General features: G+C 71.4%; 16 protein-coding genes. 7 read left to right on the top strand and 9 right to left on the bottom strand.

Annotated features, from left to right (window positions below; genetic code table 11):
* Window positions 1-4: 4 nt before the first annotated feature.
* Window positions 5-568, bottom strand: coding sequence for a glutathione peroxidase (locus J2847_RS15110; protein ID WP_209779764.1), 564 nt, complete (start codon window positions 566-568; stop codon window positions 5-7).
* Window positions 569-678: 110 nt separating this feature from the next.
* Window positions 679-867, bottom strand: a complete 189-nt coding sequence (locus J2847_RS15105) for a hypothetical protein (protein WP_209779763.1) — start codon at window positions 865-867, stop codon at window positions 679-681.
* A gap of 180 nt (window positions 868-1,047) precedes the next feature.
* Between J2847_RS15105 and J2847_RS15100 the strand changes: the two genes are divergently transcribed.
* The 4 genes from J2847_RS15100 to J2847_RS15085 all read left to right on the top strand — a co-directional run bounded on the left by J2847_RS15100 (window position 1,048) and on the right by J2847_RS15085 (window position 3,508).
* Window positions 1,048-1,365, top strand: a complete 318-nt coding sequence (locus J2847_RS15100) for a hypothetical protein (RefSeq protein ID WP_209779762.1) — start codon at window positions 1,048-1,050, stop codon at window positions 1,363-1,365.
* Window positions 1,366-2,066: 701 nt separating this feature from the next.
* On the top strand, window positions 2,067-2,657 hold the full coding sequence (locus J2847_RS15095; RefSeq protein WP_209779761.1) for a YgjV family protein: 591 nt from the start codon (window positions 2,067-2,069) through the stop codon (window positions 2,655-2,657).
* A 113-nt stretch (window positions 2,658-2,770) separates the two neighbouring features.
* Window positions 2,771-3,214: a PA2169 family four-helix-bundle protein gene (locus tag J2847_RS15090; RefSeq protein ID WP_209779760.1), complete on the top strand. Its 444-nt coding sequence runs from the start codon at window positions 2,771-2,773 to the stop codon at window positions 3,212-3,214.
* 84 nt (window positions 3,215-3,298) lie between these two features.
* On the top strand, window positions 3,299-3,508 hold the full coding sequence (locus J2847_RS15085; protein WP_209779759.1) for a hypothetical protein: 210 nt from the start codon (window positions 3,299-3,301) through the stop codon (window positions 3,506-3,508).
* Here the strand turns inward: J2847_RS15085 and J2847_RS15080 are convergent.
* A complete protein-coding gene (locus J2847_RS15080; protein WP_209779758.1) occupies window positions 3,492-3,713 on the bottom strand; it encodes a DUF1289 domain-containing protein in 222 nt (73 codons plus the stop codon). The two genes, J2847_RS15085 and J2847_RS15080, sit on opposite strands and share 17 nt — an antisense overlap.
* A gap of 139 nt (window positions 3,714-3,852) precedes the next feature.
* On the opposite strand from J2847_RS15080, the gene J2847_RS15075 reads away from it, so the two are divergent.
* On the top strand, window positions 3,853-5,541 hold the full coding sequence (locus J2847_RS15075) for a hypothetical protein (protein ID WP_209779757.1): 1,689 nt from the start codon (window positions 3,853-3,855) through the stop codon (window positions 5,539-5,541).
* 9 nt (window positions 5,542-5,550) lie between these two features.
* Here the strand turns inward: J2847_RS15075 and J2847_RS15070 are convergent, their stop codons facing one another.
* The 4 genes from J2847_RS15070 to trpB all read right to left on the bottom strand — a co-directional run bounded on the left by J2847_RS15070 (window position 5,551) and on the right by trpB (window position 10,166).
* Window positions 5,551-6,918: a bifunctional folylpolyglutamate synthase/dihydrofolate synthase gene (locus J2847_RS15070; RefSeq protein WP_209779756.1), complete on the bottom strand. Its 1,368-nt coding sequence runs from the start codon at window positions 6,916-6,918 to the stop codon at window positions 5,551-5,553.
* Between the two features lie 32 nt (window positions 6,919-6,950).
* Window positions 6,951-7,901, bottom strand: a complete 951-nt coding sequence (gene accD, locus J2847_RS15065; protein ID WP_209779755.1) for an acetyl-CoA carboxylase, carboxyltransferase subunit beta — start codon at window positions 7,899-7,901, stop codon at window positions 6,951-6,953.
* A gap of 193 nt (window positions 7,902-8,094) precedes the next feature.
* Window positions 8,095-8,952, bottom strand: a complete 858-nt coding sequence (trpA, locus tag J2847_RS15060; RefSeq protein WP_209779754.1) for a tryptophan synthase subunit alpha — start codon at window positions 8,950-8,952, stop codon at window positions 8,095-8,097.
* Window positions 8,949-10,166, bottom strand: a complete 1,218-nt coding sequence (gene trpB / locus J2847_RS15055) for a tryptophan synthase subunit beta (protein WP_209779753.1) — start codon at window positions 10,164-10,166, stop codon at window positions 8,949-8,951. The genes trpA and trpB overlap by 4 nt, the downstream gene beginning before the upstream one ends.
* Before the next feature lie 272 nt (window positions 10,167-10,438).
* Here trpB and J2847_RS15050 point away from each other — a divergent pair, with 272 nt between their 5' ends.
* Window positions 10,439-11,236, top strand: a complete 798-nt coding sequence (locus J2847_RS15050) for a response regulator (protein WP_209779752.1) — start codon at window positions 10,439-10,441, stop codon at window positions 11,234-11,236.
* A 15-nt stretch (window positions 11,237-11,251) separates the two neighbouring features.
* Here the strand turns inward: J2847_RS15050 and J2847_RS15045 are convergent, their stop codons facing one another.
* Window positions 11,252-11,461: a cold-shock protein gene (locus tag J2847_RS15045; protein ID WP_085555459.1), complete on the bottom strand. Its 210-nt coding sequence runs from the start codon at window positions 11,459-11,461 to the stop codon at window positions 11,252-11,254.
* A 240-nt stretch (window positions 11,462-11,701) separates the two neighbouring features.
* Window positions 11,702-13,132, bottom strand: coding sequence for a sigma-54-dependent transcriptional regulator (locus tag J2847_RS15040; protein WP_209779751.1), 1,431 nt, complete (start codon window positions 13,130-13,132; stop codon window positions 11,702-11,704).
* A gap of 232 nt (window positions 13,133-13,364) precedes the next feature.
* Here J2847_RS15040 and coaBC point away from each other — a divergent pair, with 232 nt between their 5' ends.
* Window positions 13,365-14,642 (top strand): bifunctional phosphopantothenoylcysteine decarboxylase/phosphopantothenate--cysteine ligase CoaBC, encoded by a 1,278-nt coding sequence (gene coaBC, locus J2847_RS15035; RefSeq protein WP_209779750.1) that lies wholly within the window; start codon window positions 13,365-13,367, stop codon window positions 14,640-14,642.
* The last annotated feature ends 52 nt before the right edge of the window (window positions 14,643-14,694 follow it).

Genomic DNA, 14,694 nt, shown 5'->3' with positions numbered 1-14,694 from the left:
CGGGTCAGGATTTCGGCGGCAGCAGCGCCTCGATCGCCTCGCGCACGCGGTCGGACTCGGGGTCGGTGACGGTGGAGAACCAGGACACCAGCCGGCCGTCCGGCCCGACCAGATATTTGTGGAAGTTCCAGCGCGGCTTGGCGAGGAAGCCCAGCTCGTCGCCGGCCCAGCGATAGAAGGGGTGGGCGCCGTCGCCCGACACCACCGTCTTGTCGGCCAGTGGGAAGTCGATGCTGTAGTTGACCTCGCAGAAATCCTTGATGGTCGCGGCGTTGCCCGGCTCCTGCCCGCCGAAATCGTCGGACGGCACGCCGACCACCACCAGCCCACGGTCGCGGTAGCGCTGCCACAGCGCCTCCAGACCCTTGTATTGCGGGGTGAAGCCGCATTGCGAGGCGGTGTTCACCACCAGGACGGCCTTGCCGGCGAATTGCGCCAGCGGCAGCGGCTGGCCGTCGATGCCCTTGAAGGCGAAGTCGTGGGCGCTGGCGGCCAGGGCGGCGACCGGCCCCGCCAGGACGAGCACCGCCGCGAGCGCGGCGGCGCGGAAGGAAGAGCGGGAACTCATCGCGGGCGGTCCGTTGGTGGGGAGGGACATGTCCCTTCTACGGCGGGGCCGCCCTGCCGGATCACGGCGCCTCGCGCGGAGCGATGCGCGCGCCGTTCAGCCGCCCCCGTTCAGCCGTGCCTCGCCTTACCGGCCCTCTTCGGTTTGGACGGCGGTTTCGGCGGGACCGTCAGGCTTTTCAGGAAGGCGGACTGGTTGCGCTTCGCCGCGCTGGCGAACAGGCCGCTCCAATAGCCGATCGCCTGATTGGCCATCCGGTTGGTCATGGACAGCCAGAGGCTGCGCGGGCTGCCTTTCATCGTGGGTCCTCCGTTGGGGCTGGCGTCGGGGCTGGACATTCGGACTGCCTGTCCAACAGACGGACGCGCCGAACGGTCCACATCTTTCGCACCCGCGAAATTCTCCGTTGCGCCGTTGCCCGGACCGCGCCGGGCCGTACCCTGACGCTTCCGTTGTCCATCGCCAGGGGAGACGCCGCCATGCCGCCCACCGAACGCGCCCGACGGCTGAGCCGCGCCCTTCAGGCGCGCTTCCGCATCGACCTGTTCTCGACGCTGGTCGAGCGGGATTTCGAACGCCACCTGACCGACGCCATCCTCGCCGCCGAGCGGACCGCCTTCCAGCGTGGCCGCGATTCGGTCCTCGGCCAGACTGCCCTCGGCCAGACTGCCCTCGGCCAGACTGCCCTCGGCCAGACCGCCGCCGCGTCGCGGGAGGGTCAGCGGGAGGACGGCCTGCCCCTCACCGCGACGCTCCCGCGGCCATCCGCTGGCGAATCCGGCTCCACGTCAGCGTGACGCCCGCCCGTTCGGCGCAGCCGTAATGCCAGGCGCGGTTCTGGGCGTCGCCGGCCCAGTGCGGTTCCCCGCTGCGGATCGGTTGCCCGCAGGAGCAGCAGACCGGCGTGTCGCCGCCGCTGCCCGCGCTTCTGTCTTCGGATCGCGTGAGCGGTGGCCGGTGCGTGGTGAGCGTCATGTCGAATTCCCCTTGTGCCGCCGTCCCCCGGCGATGACGGGGCGGAGAATGACGGTGCGGTGCGGCAAAACCAACGTCACGAAGGGATAGGAAAACCCGTCTCCTGACCCCTGGGGGTATGCCGTGAGAGGTGCCTCCTCGGGGAAAACCGAAGCTTTTCACCAGTGTCGCCTCCGATAACCGGACGGCCCGCCGAAAGTCCGTCCTCCCCTGTGGCGGGAGGAACACAGCGCCGGTCCCGCCGCCGCTCCGTCCCGCCCCGAATGGCCCGCGAGCGGAGGGAAACCGCCACGCGGCGGGGCGCCCGTGGCCATGCGCGGCGTGACGGTCCGGCAACAGGCGGCGATGCGGCCGCGCTCACGCCTCTCCCATCGGAGGGTAGGGCCGGAGGTGTGTCACAAGGGCGGCGCATTTCCGCCCGGACTTGATCACGCCCCGTTTCAGATCCGGTTAACCACCGGCGCCTAGGGTCCGACGCCTTTGCTGCAACGCGGCATGACCACAAGGCGAAAGCGACCCGATCATGGTGTTCCTGCTTCATCACCTGCCGTCCCTGTCCGATCTGATCCAGGCGCTGTCCCTGGTGACGGTGACGGGTTTCGCCGGGCTGGCGCTCGGCACTCTGTCGACCCTGATGACCGACCGCCGGGCGATCCTGGCGGCGCAGGCGGCGGCCTCCTTCCTGTTCGTCATCCATTTCCTGTGTCTGGGCGCCCGCACCGGCACGCTGATGTGCGTGCTCGGTCTGGTCCAGATGGCCGCCTCCTACCCGCGTCGGCGGTCCTGGCGGCTGAACGCGCTGTTCGCCGCGACCCTGCCGGCGGCGCTGGCGGTGGCCGCCCTGACGTGGCAGGGGCCGATGTCGGCGCTGTCGGCCGGCGGCTTCATCCTGGCGACGCTGGGGCGCTGGCAGACCGAGGTGGCGGCGATGCGCCTGTTCTTCTTGTCGGCGACGCTGGTCGGGGCGGGGCACAACGCCCTGGCCGGCTCGGTCTTCGGCCTGGGATCGGACGCCATGGCGCTGGCCGGCCATGGCTGGAGCCTGTGGCGCGCCGCCCGTGCCCGGCGGCCCGTGGCGGCCGTCTCCCCGCCGGCCTCGCTGGCCGCGGCCTGACGGTCCGGAGCGCGGCGGGGGAGTCCGATGGGCGACCCCGGCCGGTCCGGGAACCTTTGGCGGGGCCGGAGGTTGTGCTGCGGTGGGGCAGCGCGCATGGGAGGGCAGCCGTCATGGAAAAGAACGAGATCGTCGACACGCTCAACGACCTCATCCGCATCGTCGAGGACAGCCACGAGGGCTACCGGCAGGCCGCCGAAAGCGCCGACGCCGACGACCTCAAGGCCCTGTTCAACGATCTGGCGGCCCAGCGCGGCGCCATCGTCCGCGAGCTTCAGCGCCTCGTCGCCGAGCAGGGCGGGGCCCCGGACATGGGCGGCACCATGCTGGGCGGCGCCCACCGCTTCTTCCTGGAGCTGAAGGCCGCCGTGATGGGACACGACCGCGCCGCCATCATCAGCGAGGTGGAGCGCGGCGAGGACGAGTGCATCCGCCTCTACGACGTGGCGCTGGCCAAGGATCTGCCGCTGCCGATCACGGCGGTGGTCGCCCAGCATCTCGACCGCATCCGGGTCGACCGTGACCGCATGGCGGCGTTGCGTGGCGTCGTGGTGTGATGCTGCGACGCAGCATTGCCGAGGGGGATGGGCGGGCGTAGGCTGGTCGCCTCACGTTCCACCGTCTCCTTCGAGGACGCATCCATGATTGCCGACGATCTGGTCACCCAGGGCGCCTTCGCGCTGTACCGGGCGGAAAACCCGCACCGCGTCGCGGAGTTCGCCAAGGCCGCCGACGCCGACGCGGCCATCGCCGCCGACTTCGACGCCTACAAGCCGCGCTACCTGCGCAAGTTCCAGGATTTCAGCGCCAGCCTCGCCGGCCTCGGCCTGACGGTCACCCGCGCGGCCTGACGGCCGCCAGCTTCCAAGGGGATGGCGCCGCCCGCGCGCGGCGCCGCTCCGCCCCGGCGAGGACGGCACGCCGTCCGTCGGCGTCCAGCCCGCCCCACGCCTTGATCTCCCCGATGCTGCGGAAGCAGCCCAGGCAGATGTCGGCCCCGTCCAGCGTGCACAGCCGCACGCAGGGCGACGGGACATGATTCTCGTCCACGGCCATGCCGGTTCCTTCGCGCGTCGCCTCCGCTCCGCCGGCCACCATGCCAGCCGCCGCCCGAGGTCACAAGCGCCGCCCCTCCAAGCGCCCGAAACCCTTGGGAAAGGCTTGGCCGCTTGGCTATACTGCGGCCATGGCCCGCATGCTGTTCCTCCGCGACATCGACGTCGACGTGCAGTTGCGCTGCCGTGCCTGCGGGCATGGCGGCATCCTGCCGCGTTCCATCCTGGAACGGCGTTTCGGCCCGAACTATCCCGTGCTGTCCATCGCGCCGCACTACCGCTGCTCGCGCTGCGAGGCCCGAGACACCGAAAGCCGGCCGGCGGTGCCGGACCGTTTCGCCGGGGACGCGGCGCCTCCCTCGGACGATGTCTCCTTCGACGCTCCCTTGGCCGCCCTCCAGGGCTTGCTGGCCTCGGTCCGCGGTTCGGAGAAGCCGGCCGCCGCCAGGGCCGCCGCTTCCCCGCCGCCCGCTTCCCCGCCACCCTGGAGCGGGCTGGAGGATCCCGAGGATTCCCTGCCGGCCTTCAAGCCGTTCGTGGCGCCGAAACCGCTGGTGGCCGCGACGGGGCCGGCCGCGGTCGAGCTGGCCGCGAACGATGTGGCCGAAACCGATTGGGGCGAAACCGATTGGGACGAACCGCCCCCTGTCCGGTCTCCCGCCTTCGGCAAGGCCACGCGGGACCTTGAGGAGCTTGCGGCCGACGGCCCCGCCGACGCGGACGCGCGACCGCTGTGGGAACCGGTGTCGCTGGCCGACATGGCCGCCCGCCTGGACAGCCATCGGGGGGAGCCGGCCGGCGAGGCCGACGTCGACCCCGCCGGGCGGGATGCGGCGGCCGCCGGGGCGGACGAGGGGCCGCTCGACGAAACCCTGGCCGCCATGCGCCGTTTCTTCGCCGATGCCGATCTGGCCGATGCCGATCCGGAGGAGGAGACCGGCCGGCCGGCCGCGCTGAAACCCGCCCCGGTGGATGACGACAAGGACGGGGACGACGATTCCGCTTTGCCGCCGGTCTTTTCGCACAAGGTGTTCGCGCGCACCGACTTCGACGATTCCGACGAGGAGTGGGACGAGGTCGATGTGTCCGGTGACGAGGCCGGATGGGGGGCGGACGAGGCCGGCGCGGAAACCGGCGAGGAGGAGCCCGCCGACGAGGACATCGTCGCCTTCGCCATCCGCGATCCCGAACGGCCGGCGGCGCCTCCCAAGGCCGAGCGCGCGGCGAAGCCGGTGCCGGCCAACGACGGCGACGGATTCGACAGGACCCTGGCGGCGCTGCGCTCGATGATCGAGGACGCGGCGGTCGAGCCGGCGCCGGTGCCCATCCGCCGCAAGACCCGTCCGTCCGCCGAACCCCCCGCGCCGCCGGACGAACCGAAGGATCCCGGCCATGCCGGCGCCGAATCCGACGGTCCCGACGTCGCCGTTCCGGACGAGCCGCCCGCCGTCAAGGCTCCGGGCAAGGCGGGCCGGGCGGCGAAGGCGGGGGGAAGCCCCAAGCGCTCGGCCCAGGAGCGGGAGATCGAGGAGGCGATGAGGGCCTTGCGCGATCTGGTCGAGGACGACGACCCGCCCCTCTCCAAACCGCTTCCCGTCAAGCCGCTTCCCGCCAAGCCGGCGGTCGTCGTCCGGCCGTCCTTCGGCCGCGCGGAGGAGTTTCCGGCCGCAGACTCCGCGGAGGAGGCTCCGATGGAGCTTTCGCCCGAGAAACCCGCGCCGCCCGCCGGGAAGAAGCGCGCGGAGGCGGACGGCGACTCCAGCCCGCTCAGCAAGACCATCGCGGCCCTGCGGGGCATGCTGGAGCTGGACGGGCGCCGCAAGCGCTGAGCGGCGGCCTCAGCCGTTCTCCGCCAGAACCGCCCCGGCGAGATAGAGGGATCCGCAGATCAGCACGCGGGCCGGGCCGTCGCGCCCCTCCGTCAGGCTGGCCAGCGCTTCGGCGACGCCGGCGGCGGCGGCGGTGTCCTGGATGCCGCAGGTCCGTCCGGCCTCGGCCGACTCCTCGGCGGTCAGCGAGGCTTCCTCGCCGGGAATCGCGACGGTGCGCATGGCGTGGGCGAAGGGGGCCAGCGGGGCGAGGAACTCGTAAGGATCCTTGCTCGCCAGCATGCCGTAGATCAGCAGCAGCGGGCGGGGCGCTTCGCCGGCCGCCCCGGAAGAGTCTCCGGAAGCGTCCGCGCCGGCCGCCCAATCGACCGCCTGCCGGGCCAGAACCTCGCCGGCCGAATCGTTGTGGCCGCCGTCCAGCCACAGCTCCCAGCCCGGCGGCAGGGCCTCGGCCAGCGGACCGCGCCGCAGACGTTGCAGCCGCGCCGGCCATTCCACGGCGGCCAGCCCCGTGACGACCGCCGCGTCGTCCACCGCCAGCGGCAGATGGTCGAGGCAGGCCAGCGCCAGCCCGGCGTTGCCGATCTGGTGCGCGCCGGGCAGGCCGGGCATCGGCAGGTCGACGCGGCGCTTCGCGCTCTCGAAACGGAAGCCGCCGGGTTGCGGCGTGGCGCTCCAGCCCTGGATCGGCGCGCCGATGGCGCCGGCCCGCAGGCTCAGCGTCCTCAGCGCGTCGGCGGCCGGCTGCTCGGCCAGCACCACCGGGACGCTGGGCTTGAAGATGCCGGCCTTCTCGCCGGCGATCTCCATCAGCGAGTTGCCGAGGAACTGGCGGTGATCGTAGGAGATGCGGGTGATCGCCGTCACCGCCGGCCGGTCGACGACGTTGGTGGCGTCGAGCCGCCCGCCCAGCCCGGTCTCCAGCAGCACGACGTCGGCCGGCACGCGGGAGAAGGCGAGGAAGGCGGCGACCGTCGTCACCTCGAAGAAGGTGATCGGGCCGCCGGCGTTGGCCCGCTCGCACTCCTCCAGCAGGGCCGCCAGATGGTCGTCGTCGATCAGGGCGCCGGCCAGCCGGATGCGCTCGTGGAAGCGCACCAGATGCGGCGAGGTGTAGACATGGACCCGGTGGCCCGCCGCCTCCAGCATCGCGCGCAGAAAGGCGATGGTCGAGCCCTTGCCGTTGGTGCCGGCGACATGGACCACCGGCGGCAGCCGCCGTTCGGGATGGCCGAGCGCCGCCAGCAGCCGGTGCACGCGGTCCAGCGACAGGTCGATGACCTTGGGGTGCAACCCCTTCAGGCGCTCCAGCACGGGGTCGGAACGGGTCGGGCCCGTGGTTGGAGCCTTGGTCGGAGCCTTGGTCGGATCGGTCATGGCGGTCGCCGGGGCTGGAAGGCGTGTCGGGATCAGTCGTCGCCGGCCTGGATCGCGGCGGGGTGCGCGGGCGGGATGATCTCGGCCTCCACCGCCTGGGCGGCGACGAAGTCGGTGTCGTCCGGCTCGGACCGCTTGCGGCGGGTCAGCAGGTCGATGACGCGGGCCAGCGTGCCGCGCAGGTCGCGGCGGTGGACGACCATGTCGACCATGCCGTGCTCCAGCAGGTATTCGGAGCGCTGGAAGCCTTCCGGCAGGGTCTCGCGGATCGTGCTCTCGATCACGCGGGCGCCGGCGAAGCCGATCTGCGCGCCCTTCTCGGCGATGTGGATGTCGCCCAGCATGGCGAAGGAGGCGGTGACGCCGCCGGTCGTCGGGTCGGTCAGCACGACGATGTAGGGCAGGCCGGCTTCCTTGACCATCTCCACCGCGATGGTGGTGCGCGGCATCTGCATCAGCGACAGGATGCCTTCCTGCATGCGCGCCCCGCCCGACGCCGGGACGACGACCAGCGGCGCGTTCTTCGCCACCGCCAGCTTGGCGGCGGTCAGCAGCCCCTCGCCGACGGCGATGCCCATCGAGCCGCCCATGAAGCCGAAGTCGAAGGCGGCGACCACGGCCGGCTGGCCGCCGATCCGCCCGTCGCCGACGACGATGGCGTCGGTGCGGCCGGTCTTGGTCTGGGCTTCCTTCAGGCGGTCGGTGTAGCGCTTCTGGTCGCGGAACTTCAGCGGGTCGGCGACCGACTTGGGCAGCTCCACGCCCTCATAGGCGCCGTCGTCGAAGATCGATTCCAGCCGCTTGATCGGGTCGAGCCGCATGTGGAAGCCGCAATGCTGGCAGACGTGCAGGTTCTCTTCCAGCTCGCGGTGGAACAGCATCGCCTCGCAGCTCGGGCACTTGTGCCAGAGGTTGTCGGGAACCTCCTTGCGGGCGTAGAGGGCGCGGATCTTGGGACGGACGTAGTTGGTGAGCCAGTTCATGGAACGCCTTTCAACGGCACGGCGATGCACCCAATCCCCCCCGGCGATGGTCGCCGCGTCGGGCGAGTCGGCCGGACGGTCGCCGTGAGCGATCGTGTTGCCGGTGTCGTAATGCTCTTTCCGGCGCTTGTAAACCGTTCCGCCGCACCGTCCCGCCCGAGTCAAGGGGCGGAACGGCCCGGCGCGGCTTTCCTCAGCCGCGCGCCCCGCGCACGCCGCCGGCCAGTTCGCGGACGAAGCCCAGCACGTCCTCGACCGTGCCCGGCCGGACCTTGCCGCCGGCATCCAGCCCATCGGCCAGACGGGTGACGATGGCCGAGCCGACCACCGCCGCGTCGGCGACGCGGGCGACCTCCGCCGCCTGCGCCGGCGTCTTGATGCCGAAGCCGACGGCGACCGGCAGGGCGGTGTGGCGCTTCAGCCGCGCCACCGCCGCGTCGACGGCGGTGTTGGCGGCGCTGGCCGTCCCGGTGATGCCGGCGATCGACACATAGTAGATGAAGCCGGAATTGTTGGTCAGCACCGCCGGCAGCCGCTGGTCGTCGGTGGTCGGCGTCGTCAGCCGGACGAAGCTGACCCCGGCCTTCAGCGCCGGGATGCACAGCTCGTCGTCCTCCTCGGGGGGCAGGTCGACGACGATCAGACCGTCGACCCCGGCCGCCTTGGCGTCGGCCAGGAAACGGTCGACCCCGTAGGAGTCGATGGGGTTGTAATAGCCCATCAGGATGATCGGGGTGTCGGCGTCCTTGGTTCGGAAGCCGCGCACCAGCTCCAGCGTCCGGCGCACCGACATGCCGCCGGCCAGCGCCCGCAGAGAGGAGGCCTGGATCGCCGGGCCGTCCGCCATCGGGTCGGTGAAGGGCATGCCCAGTTCGATCAGGTCGGCGCCGGCCGCCGGCAGCCCGTCGAGCAGGGCCTGTCCGGTGGCGGCGTCGGGATCCCCGGCGGTGATGAAGGTGATCAGGCCGGCGCGCCCCTCCGCCTTCAGCGAGGCGAAGCGGCGGGCGATGCGGCCATCGGAGATCGGATCGGCACTCAAATCGGCGCTCACAGGGAGACTCCCAGATGCTGGGCCACGGAGAAGATGTCCTTGTCGCCGCGGCCGGACAGGCACAGCACCATCAGATGGTCCTTCGGCAGGGTCGGCGCGCGCTTGATGACCTCGGCGAGGCCGTGGGCGGATTCCAGCGCCGGGATGATGCCCTCGGTGCGCGCGCAGAGCTGGAAGGCCTCCAGCGCCTCGGCGTCGGTGGCGGCCGAATACTCGACCCGGCCGGAATCGTGCAGCCAGCTGTGCTCCGGCCCGACGCCGGGATAGTCGAGGCCGGCGGAGATGGAGTGGCCCTCCAGGATCTGGCCGTCCTCGTCCTGGAGCAGGTAGGTGCGGTTGCCGTGCAGCACGCCCGGCCGGCCGCCGTTGATCGAGGCGGCGTGGTCGAGCGGCCCCTTGTCGATGCCGCGCCCGGCGGCCTCGACGCCGACCATCTTGACCGTCGGCTCGTCGAGGAAGGGGTGGAACAGGCCGATGGCGTTCGAGCCGCCGCCGACGCAGGCGATCAGCGAGTCGGGCAGCCGGCCCTCCAGCTCCTGCATCTGGCTGCGCACCTCGTCGCCGATGATCGACTGGAAGTCGCGGACGATGGTCGGGTAGGGGTGCGGGCCGGCGGCGGTGCCGATGATGTAGAAGGTGTCGGCGACGTTGGTGACCCAGTCGCGCAGCGCCTCGTTCATCGCGTCCTTCAGCGTCTTGGCGCCGGAGGTGACGGCGCGCACCTCGGCCCCCAGCAGCTTCATGCGGAAGACGTTGGGCGCCTGGCGGGCGATGTCGGTCTCGCCCATGTAGATGACGCAGGGCATGTCGTAGAGCGCGCAGACCGTCGCGGTCGCCACGCCGTGCTGGCCGGCGCCCGTCTCGGCGATGATGCGGGTCTTGCCCATGCGCCGGGCCAGCAGGATCTGGCCGATGCAGTTGTTGATCTTGTGCGCGCCGGTGTGGTTCAGCTCCTCGCGCTTGAAGTAGATCTTGGCGCCGCCGAGATGCTGCGTCAGGCGCTCCGCGTAATAGAGCGGGTTGGGGCGGCCGACATACTGCTTGAGCTGCTGGCGCATCTCGCCTTCGAAGGCGGGGTCGGCGCGGGCCTCGCGGTAGGCCTTCTCCACGTCGAGGATCAGCGGCATCAGCGTCTCGGCGACGAAGCGGCCGCCATAGACGCCGAAATGCCCGCGTTCGTCGGGACCGGAACGGTAGCTGTTGGGTATGGTCATCGTCTGCGAAACCGCCTGAAGCGAAGGGCTGGAGCGAGGGGCGCACGCCGCCAAGGGCGCCACCATACCGGCGCGGCGCGCCGATTTGAAGCGTCCGCCCATGGCATCGGGGCCATGCGGCGCGGGAATTCGCCACCCGCTACCCCGTTCGGCGGCGATGACGATCGGAAATCCGGTGCGGGAGGGCGGATCCCGGCCGGAGCGGCGTGGACGCGCCGCTCCGGCGATCCTACAGTGAATCCGTCCGTCCGCCTTTCCGGAAAGCCCGTTCCATGCCTTCGCCGCTTCTCCCCACGGAACCGGAGCCGGCCGCGCCGCGCCGCATCCTGGTCGTCGAGGACAGCCCGCTGAACCAGACGCTGGTCACCGCCATCCTGGCCCCCGCCGGCTACCGGATCGAGACGGCCGGCAACGGGCTGGAGGCGGTGATGGCGGCGCAGGACGGCGGCTTCGACCTGATCCTGATGGACGTGTCGATGCCGGAGATGGACGGGCTGACCGCCACCCGCCTGCTGCGCGGCCTGCCGGGGGCGGCGGGGAGGGTGCCGGTGGTCGCCATGACCGCCGATGTCGGCGACGGCGACCGCGCCCGCTGCCGCGAGGCCGGGATGAACGACCATGTCGGCAAGCCGATCGACCGCGCGCAGCTTCTCGACACCGTGGCGCGCTGGCTGAGGCCGGCGGCCGAGCGGGAGATCCCGGCGCCCTGCGCGGCGGCGGCGGCGGACGAGGACGGCGGGGTGCTCGATCCGGAGGTGTTGACGCAACTCGCCCAGGATCTGGGGGCGGAGCTGCTGGGGGAGGTGCTGCGGCAGTTCGTCGCCGAGACGCGGGAACGGGTGGAGCGCATCGCCGGCCTGTCCGACCTCGCCCTGCTGACGCGCGAGGCGCACACCCTGAAAAGCACGGCGGGGACCTTCGGGGCCCGCTCCCTCTGCGCCGCCGCCCGCGCCCTGGAGATGGCCTGCCGCGACGGCGCCGCGGCCCCGGCGGAGGCGCTGCGCGGCGACATTCCCCACCTTGCCGGCGAGGCCATCGCCGCCTACCGCGCCGCCGGCTATCTCGATTGAGGCGTCAGCCGCCGCTCACTCGACGACGCTGATGTTGACGGCGGAATCCTTGCCGTTGTTGCCGCGCGACACCTCGAACTGCACCCGCTGGCCTTCCGACAGCGCGTGCAGGCCGGACCGCTGGACGGCGGTGATGTGGACGAACACGTCCTTGGCCCCGGCCTCCGGGGCGATGAATCCATAACCCTTGGTGGTGTTGAACCATTTCACGGTGCCGGTGGTCATTGGGCTTCTCCCTGGATGATCGGTCGCTGACCGCCGGCAAAGCACGCGTCGGACAAGCGAAACCAAGACAATGTGCGGGGAAGCTAGCCGCAGGCTGCGGTTGCGGGCAATTCCGTCTCACGACATAGGCCTATCGACGGTGGACGGCGCACGGGAAATAAGCCGATTGCGACCCGGCTCGACCCATCGGTGCTGTTGGTGGTCTTTCCACTATTGTGCTGCACCGCCAGAAAAGGGCGGTCAGAGCTTGCCTTCCGCTTGCCAGGCCAGGCGCTTGCGGTAGATGGTCGAGGCGCTGATCTGCAACAGGGCGGCGGCGCGCGGGATGTTGCCGTCGCACGCGGCGATGGCGTCCTCGATGGCGTCCTTCTCGACCTCCCACAGCGGCTTGATCGCGTCGGGGGTCAGCGGGGCGGGGGGACGCGCGGCCGGGGCCGCCGGGCCGGGAGCCGGGGTGGCGGCCGGCGTTCCTGGAGATCCCGGGGCCGGCGCCAGGCTTCCCAGCGGCGCCGGCAGCATGTCCAGCCGTACCGTGTCGCCGTCGTGCAGGACCGCGACGATGCGCACGACGTTCTGCAACTGGCGGACGTTGCCCGGCCAGTGGTAATGGCGCAGCGCCTGCTCGGCCTCGGGGGAGAACTGGAGGAAGCCCTTCTTCTCCTCGGCCGCGAAGTCCGCCAGGTAATGGCGGGCGATCTCCAGCACGTCGTCCTCGCGCTCGCGCAGCGGCGGCAGGTGGATGGGGATGACGTGCAGGCGGTAATAGAGGTCCTCGCGGAAGCGCCCCTCCTCGACCTCGCGCAGGGGGTCGCGGTTGGTGGCGCAGACGATGCGCAGATCGACCTTCTCCAGCTTCGAGCCGCCGACCGGCGTGAAGGTGCCGGTCTGGATGAAGCGCAGCAGCTTGGTCTGGAGGTCGGGGGCGAGCTCGCAGATCTCGTCGAGGAACAGGGTGCCGCCGTCGGCGCGGGCGGCCGCCCCCTCGCGGTCGGCGACGGCGCCGGTGAAGGAGCCCTTCACGTGGCCGAAGATCTCGCTTTCCATGAGATCCTTCGGGATGGCGCCGCAGTTGATGGCGATGAAGGGCCGCGAGGCGCGCTGGCTCTGCCGGTGGATCGCCTCGGCGCAGACCTCCTTGCCGGTGCCGGATTCGCCGGTGATGAAGACGGTGGCGCGCGACGAGGCCGCGCTGTCGACGATGCGGTAGACCGCCTGCATCGCCAGCGAGGAGCCGATGAAGCCGTGGTAGCGGGCGCGCCCGAGATCCTTCTCGAAGCTGTCGACGATCTGGGCCAGCCGCAGCCGCTCCACCGCGTTGCGCACGGTGACGACCAGCCGGTCGGCGGAGAAGGGCTTGACCAGGAAATCGTAGGCGCCGTAGCGCATCGCCTCGACCGCCGCCTTCACCGACCCGTGGGCGGTGATGACGATGACGGCGCAGGGCAGTGCCTGGGCGTTGATGCGCTTCAGCACCTCCATCCCGTTCATGTCGGGAAGCTGGAGGTCGAGCAGCACCACCTTCGGCGCGCCGTCCTCCAGCTGCGCCAGCGCGTCGGCCCCGGTCTCCACCGCGATGACGGTGTGCGATTCCTTCTTCAGGAACTCCGCGTAGACGCGGGCCAGCGACGGGGTGTCTTCGATCAGAAGGACGGGAATGGAACCGACGGGCATGCGGGAGCGGCACGCTGTGAATGGATGAGCGGGAAGCTCGGTGTCTTCCTCTCTAGCAGATCTTTCCCGAAATCTCAGCCCGTGCAAACACCGATGCCGCGAGAAACGAACAAAAACTTCCCGCGTAGCAAAATTGCGCGCCGGGACGGCGCTTGTCGCGGCCGGCGCGATGGACTATCAGCAGCCGGTGGGGGGAGGGCCCCCCCGATCCAACCCGGCAACGGAGGCGGCCTTGGCCGATCACGCCATTCTGTCCGGCAAGCGCGTGCTGCTGGTGATCGCGGGGGGCATCGCCGCCTACAAGTGCCTGGATCTGATCCGCCGCCTGCGTGAGCGCGGGGTGTCGGTGCGCGCCGTGCTGACCGCGGCGGGGGCGCGCTTCGTCACGCCGCTGTCGGTGCAGGCGCTGACCGAGAACACCGTCTACCAGGATCTGTGGTCGCTGACCGACGAGTCGGAGATGGGCCACATCCAGCTCTCGCGCGCCGCCGACCTCGTCGTCGTGGCGCCGGCCACCGCGGACCTGCTGGCGCGGATGGCGGCGGGCATGGCCGACGATCTGGCGGCGACGGTGCTGCTGGCGACCGACAAGCCGGTGCTGGTGGCGCCCGCGATGAACGTGCGGATGTGGCTGCACCCGGCGACGCAGGCGAACATGGAGCTGCTGGAGCGGCGCGGCGTGCTGCGGGTCGGCCCCAACGACGGGGTGATGGCCTGCAACGAGTTCGGCCCCGGCCGCATGGCCGAGCCGATGGAGATCATCGACGCCATCGCCGCGCATTTCGCGGCCGACAAAAGCACCGCGCATTTCGCGGCCGACAAAAGCGCCGCGCCCGCCACAGCGGACGCGGCGCCGAAGCCGCTGGCCGGCAAGCGCGCGATCGTCACCAGCGGCCCGACCCACGAGCCGATCGACCCGGTGCGCTACATCGCCAACCGCTCGTCCGGCAAGCAGGGCCACGCCATCGCCAAGGCGCTCGCCCAGCTGGGCGCGGCGGTGACGCTGGTCAGCGGCCCGACCCGGCTGGCCGACCCGCCCGGCTGCACGGTGGTCGCGATCGAGACGGCGCGCGAGATGCTGGCGGCCTGCGAGGCGGCGCTCCCCGCCGACATCGCGGTGTGCGCGGCGGCGGTCGCCGACTGGCGCGTCGCCGGCCTGTCCGACCGCAAGCTGAAGAAGGACGGCGGCGGCCCGCCGACCCTGGCGCTGACCGAGAATCCCGACATCCTGGCGACCCTGTCGCAGGCGGGGGAACGGCGTCCGGCGCTGGTCGTCGGCTTCGCCGCCGAGACCGGCGACGTGATCGCCTACGCCACCGCCAAGCGCGCCCGCAAGGGCTGCGACTGGATCGTCGCCAACGACGTGTCGCTCGGCACCACGACCTTCGGCGGGGCCGACAACACCGTGCACCTGATCCGCGAGGGCGGGGTGGAATCCTGGCCGACCATGGGCAAGGATGCCGTCGCCGCCCGGCTGGCCGACGCCATCGCGGAGCGTTTCCGGGAGTGAGGGGCCTGCATTCGCTCCCGCCCCCGACGCGTCCAAACCTCACAGAAAGCTT

Source organism: Azospirillum agricola, from assembly GCF_017876095.1.
GTDB lineage: Bacteria > Pseudomonadota > Alphaproteobacteria > Azospirillales > Azospirillaceae > Azospirillum > Azospirillum agricola.
Note: the sequence above shows the minus strand (reverse complement) of the source record. Positions and strands in the feature narration are given on the sequence as shown.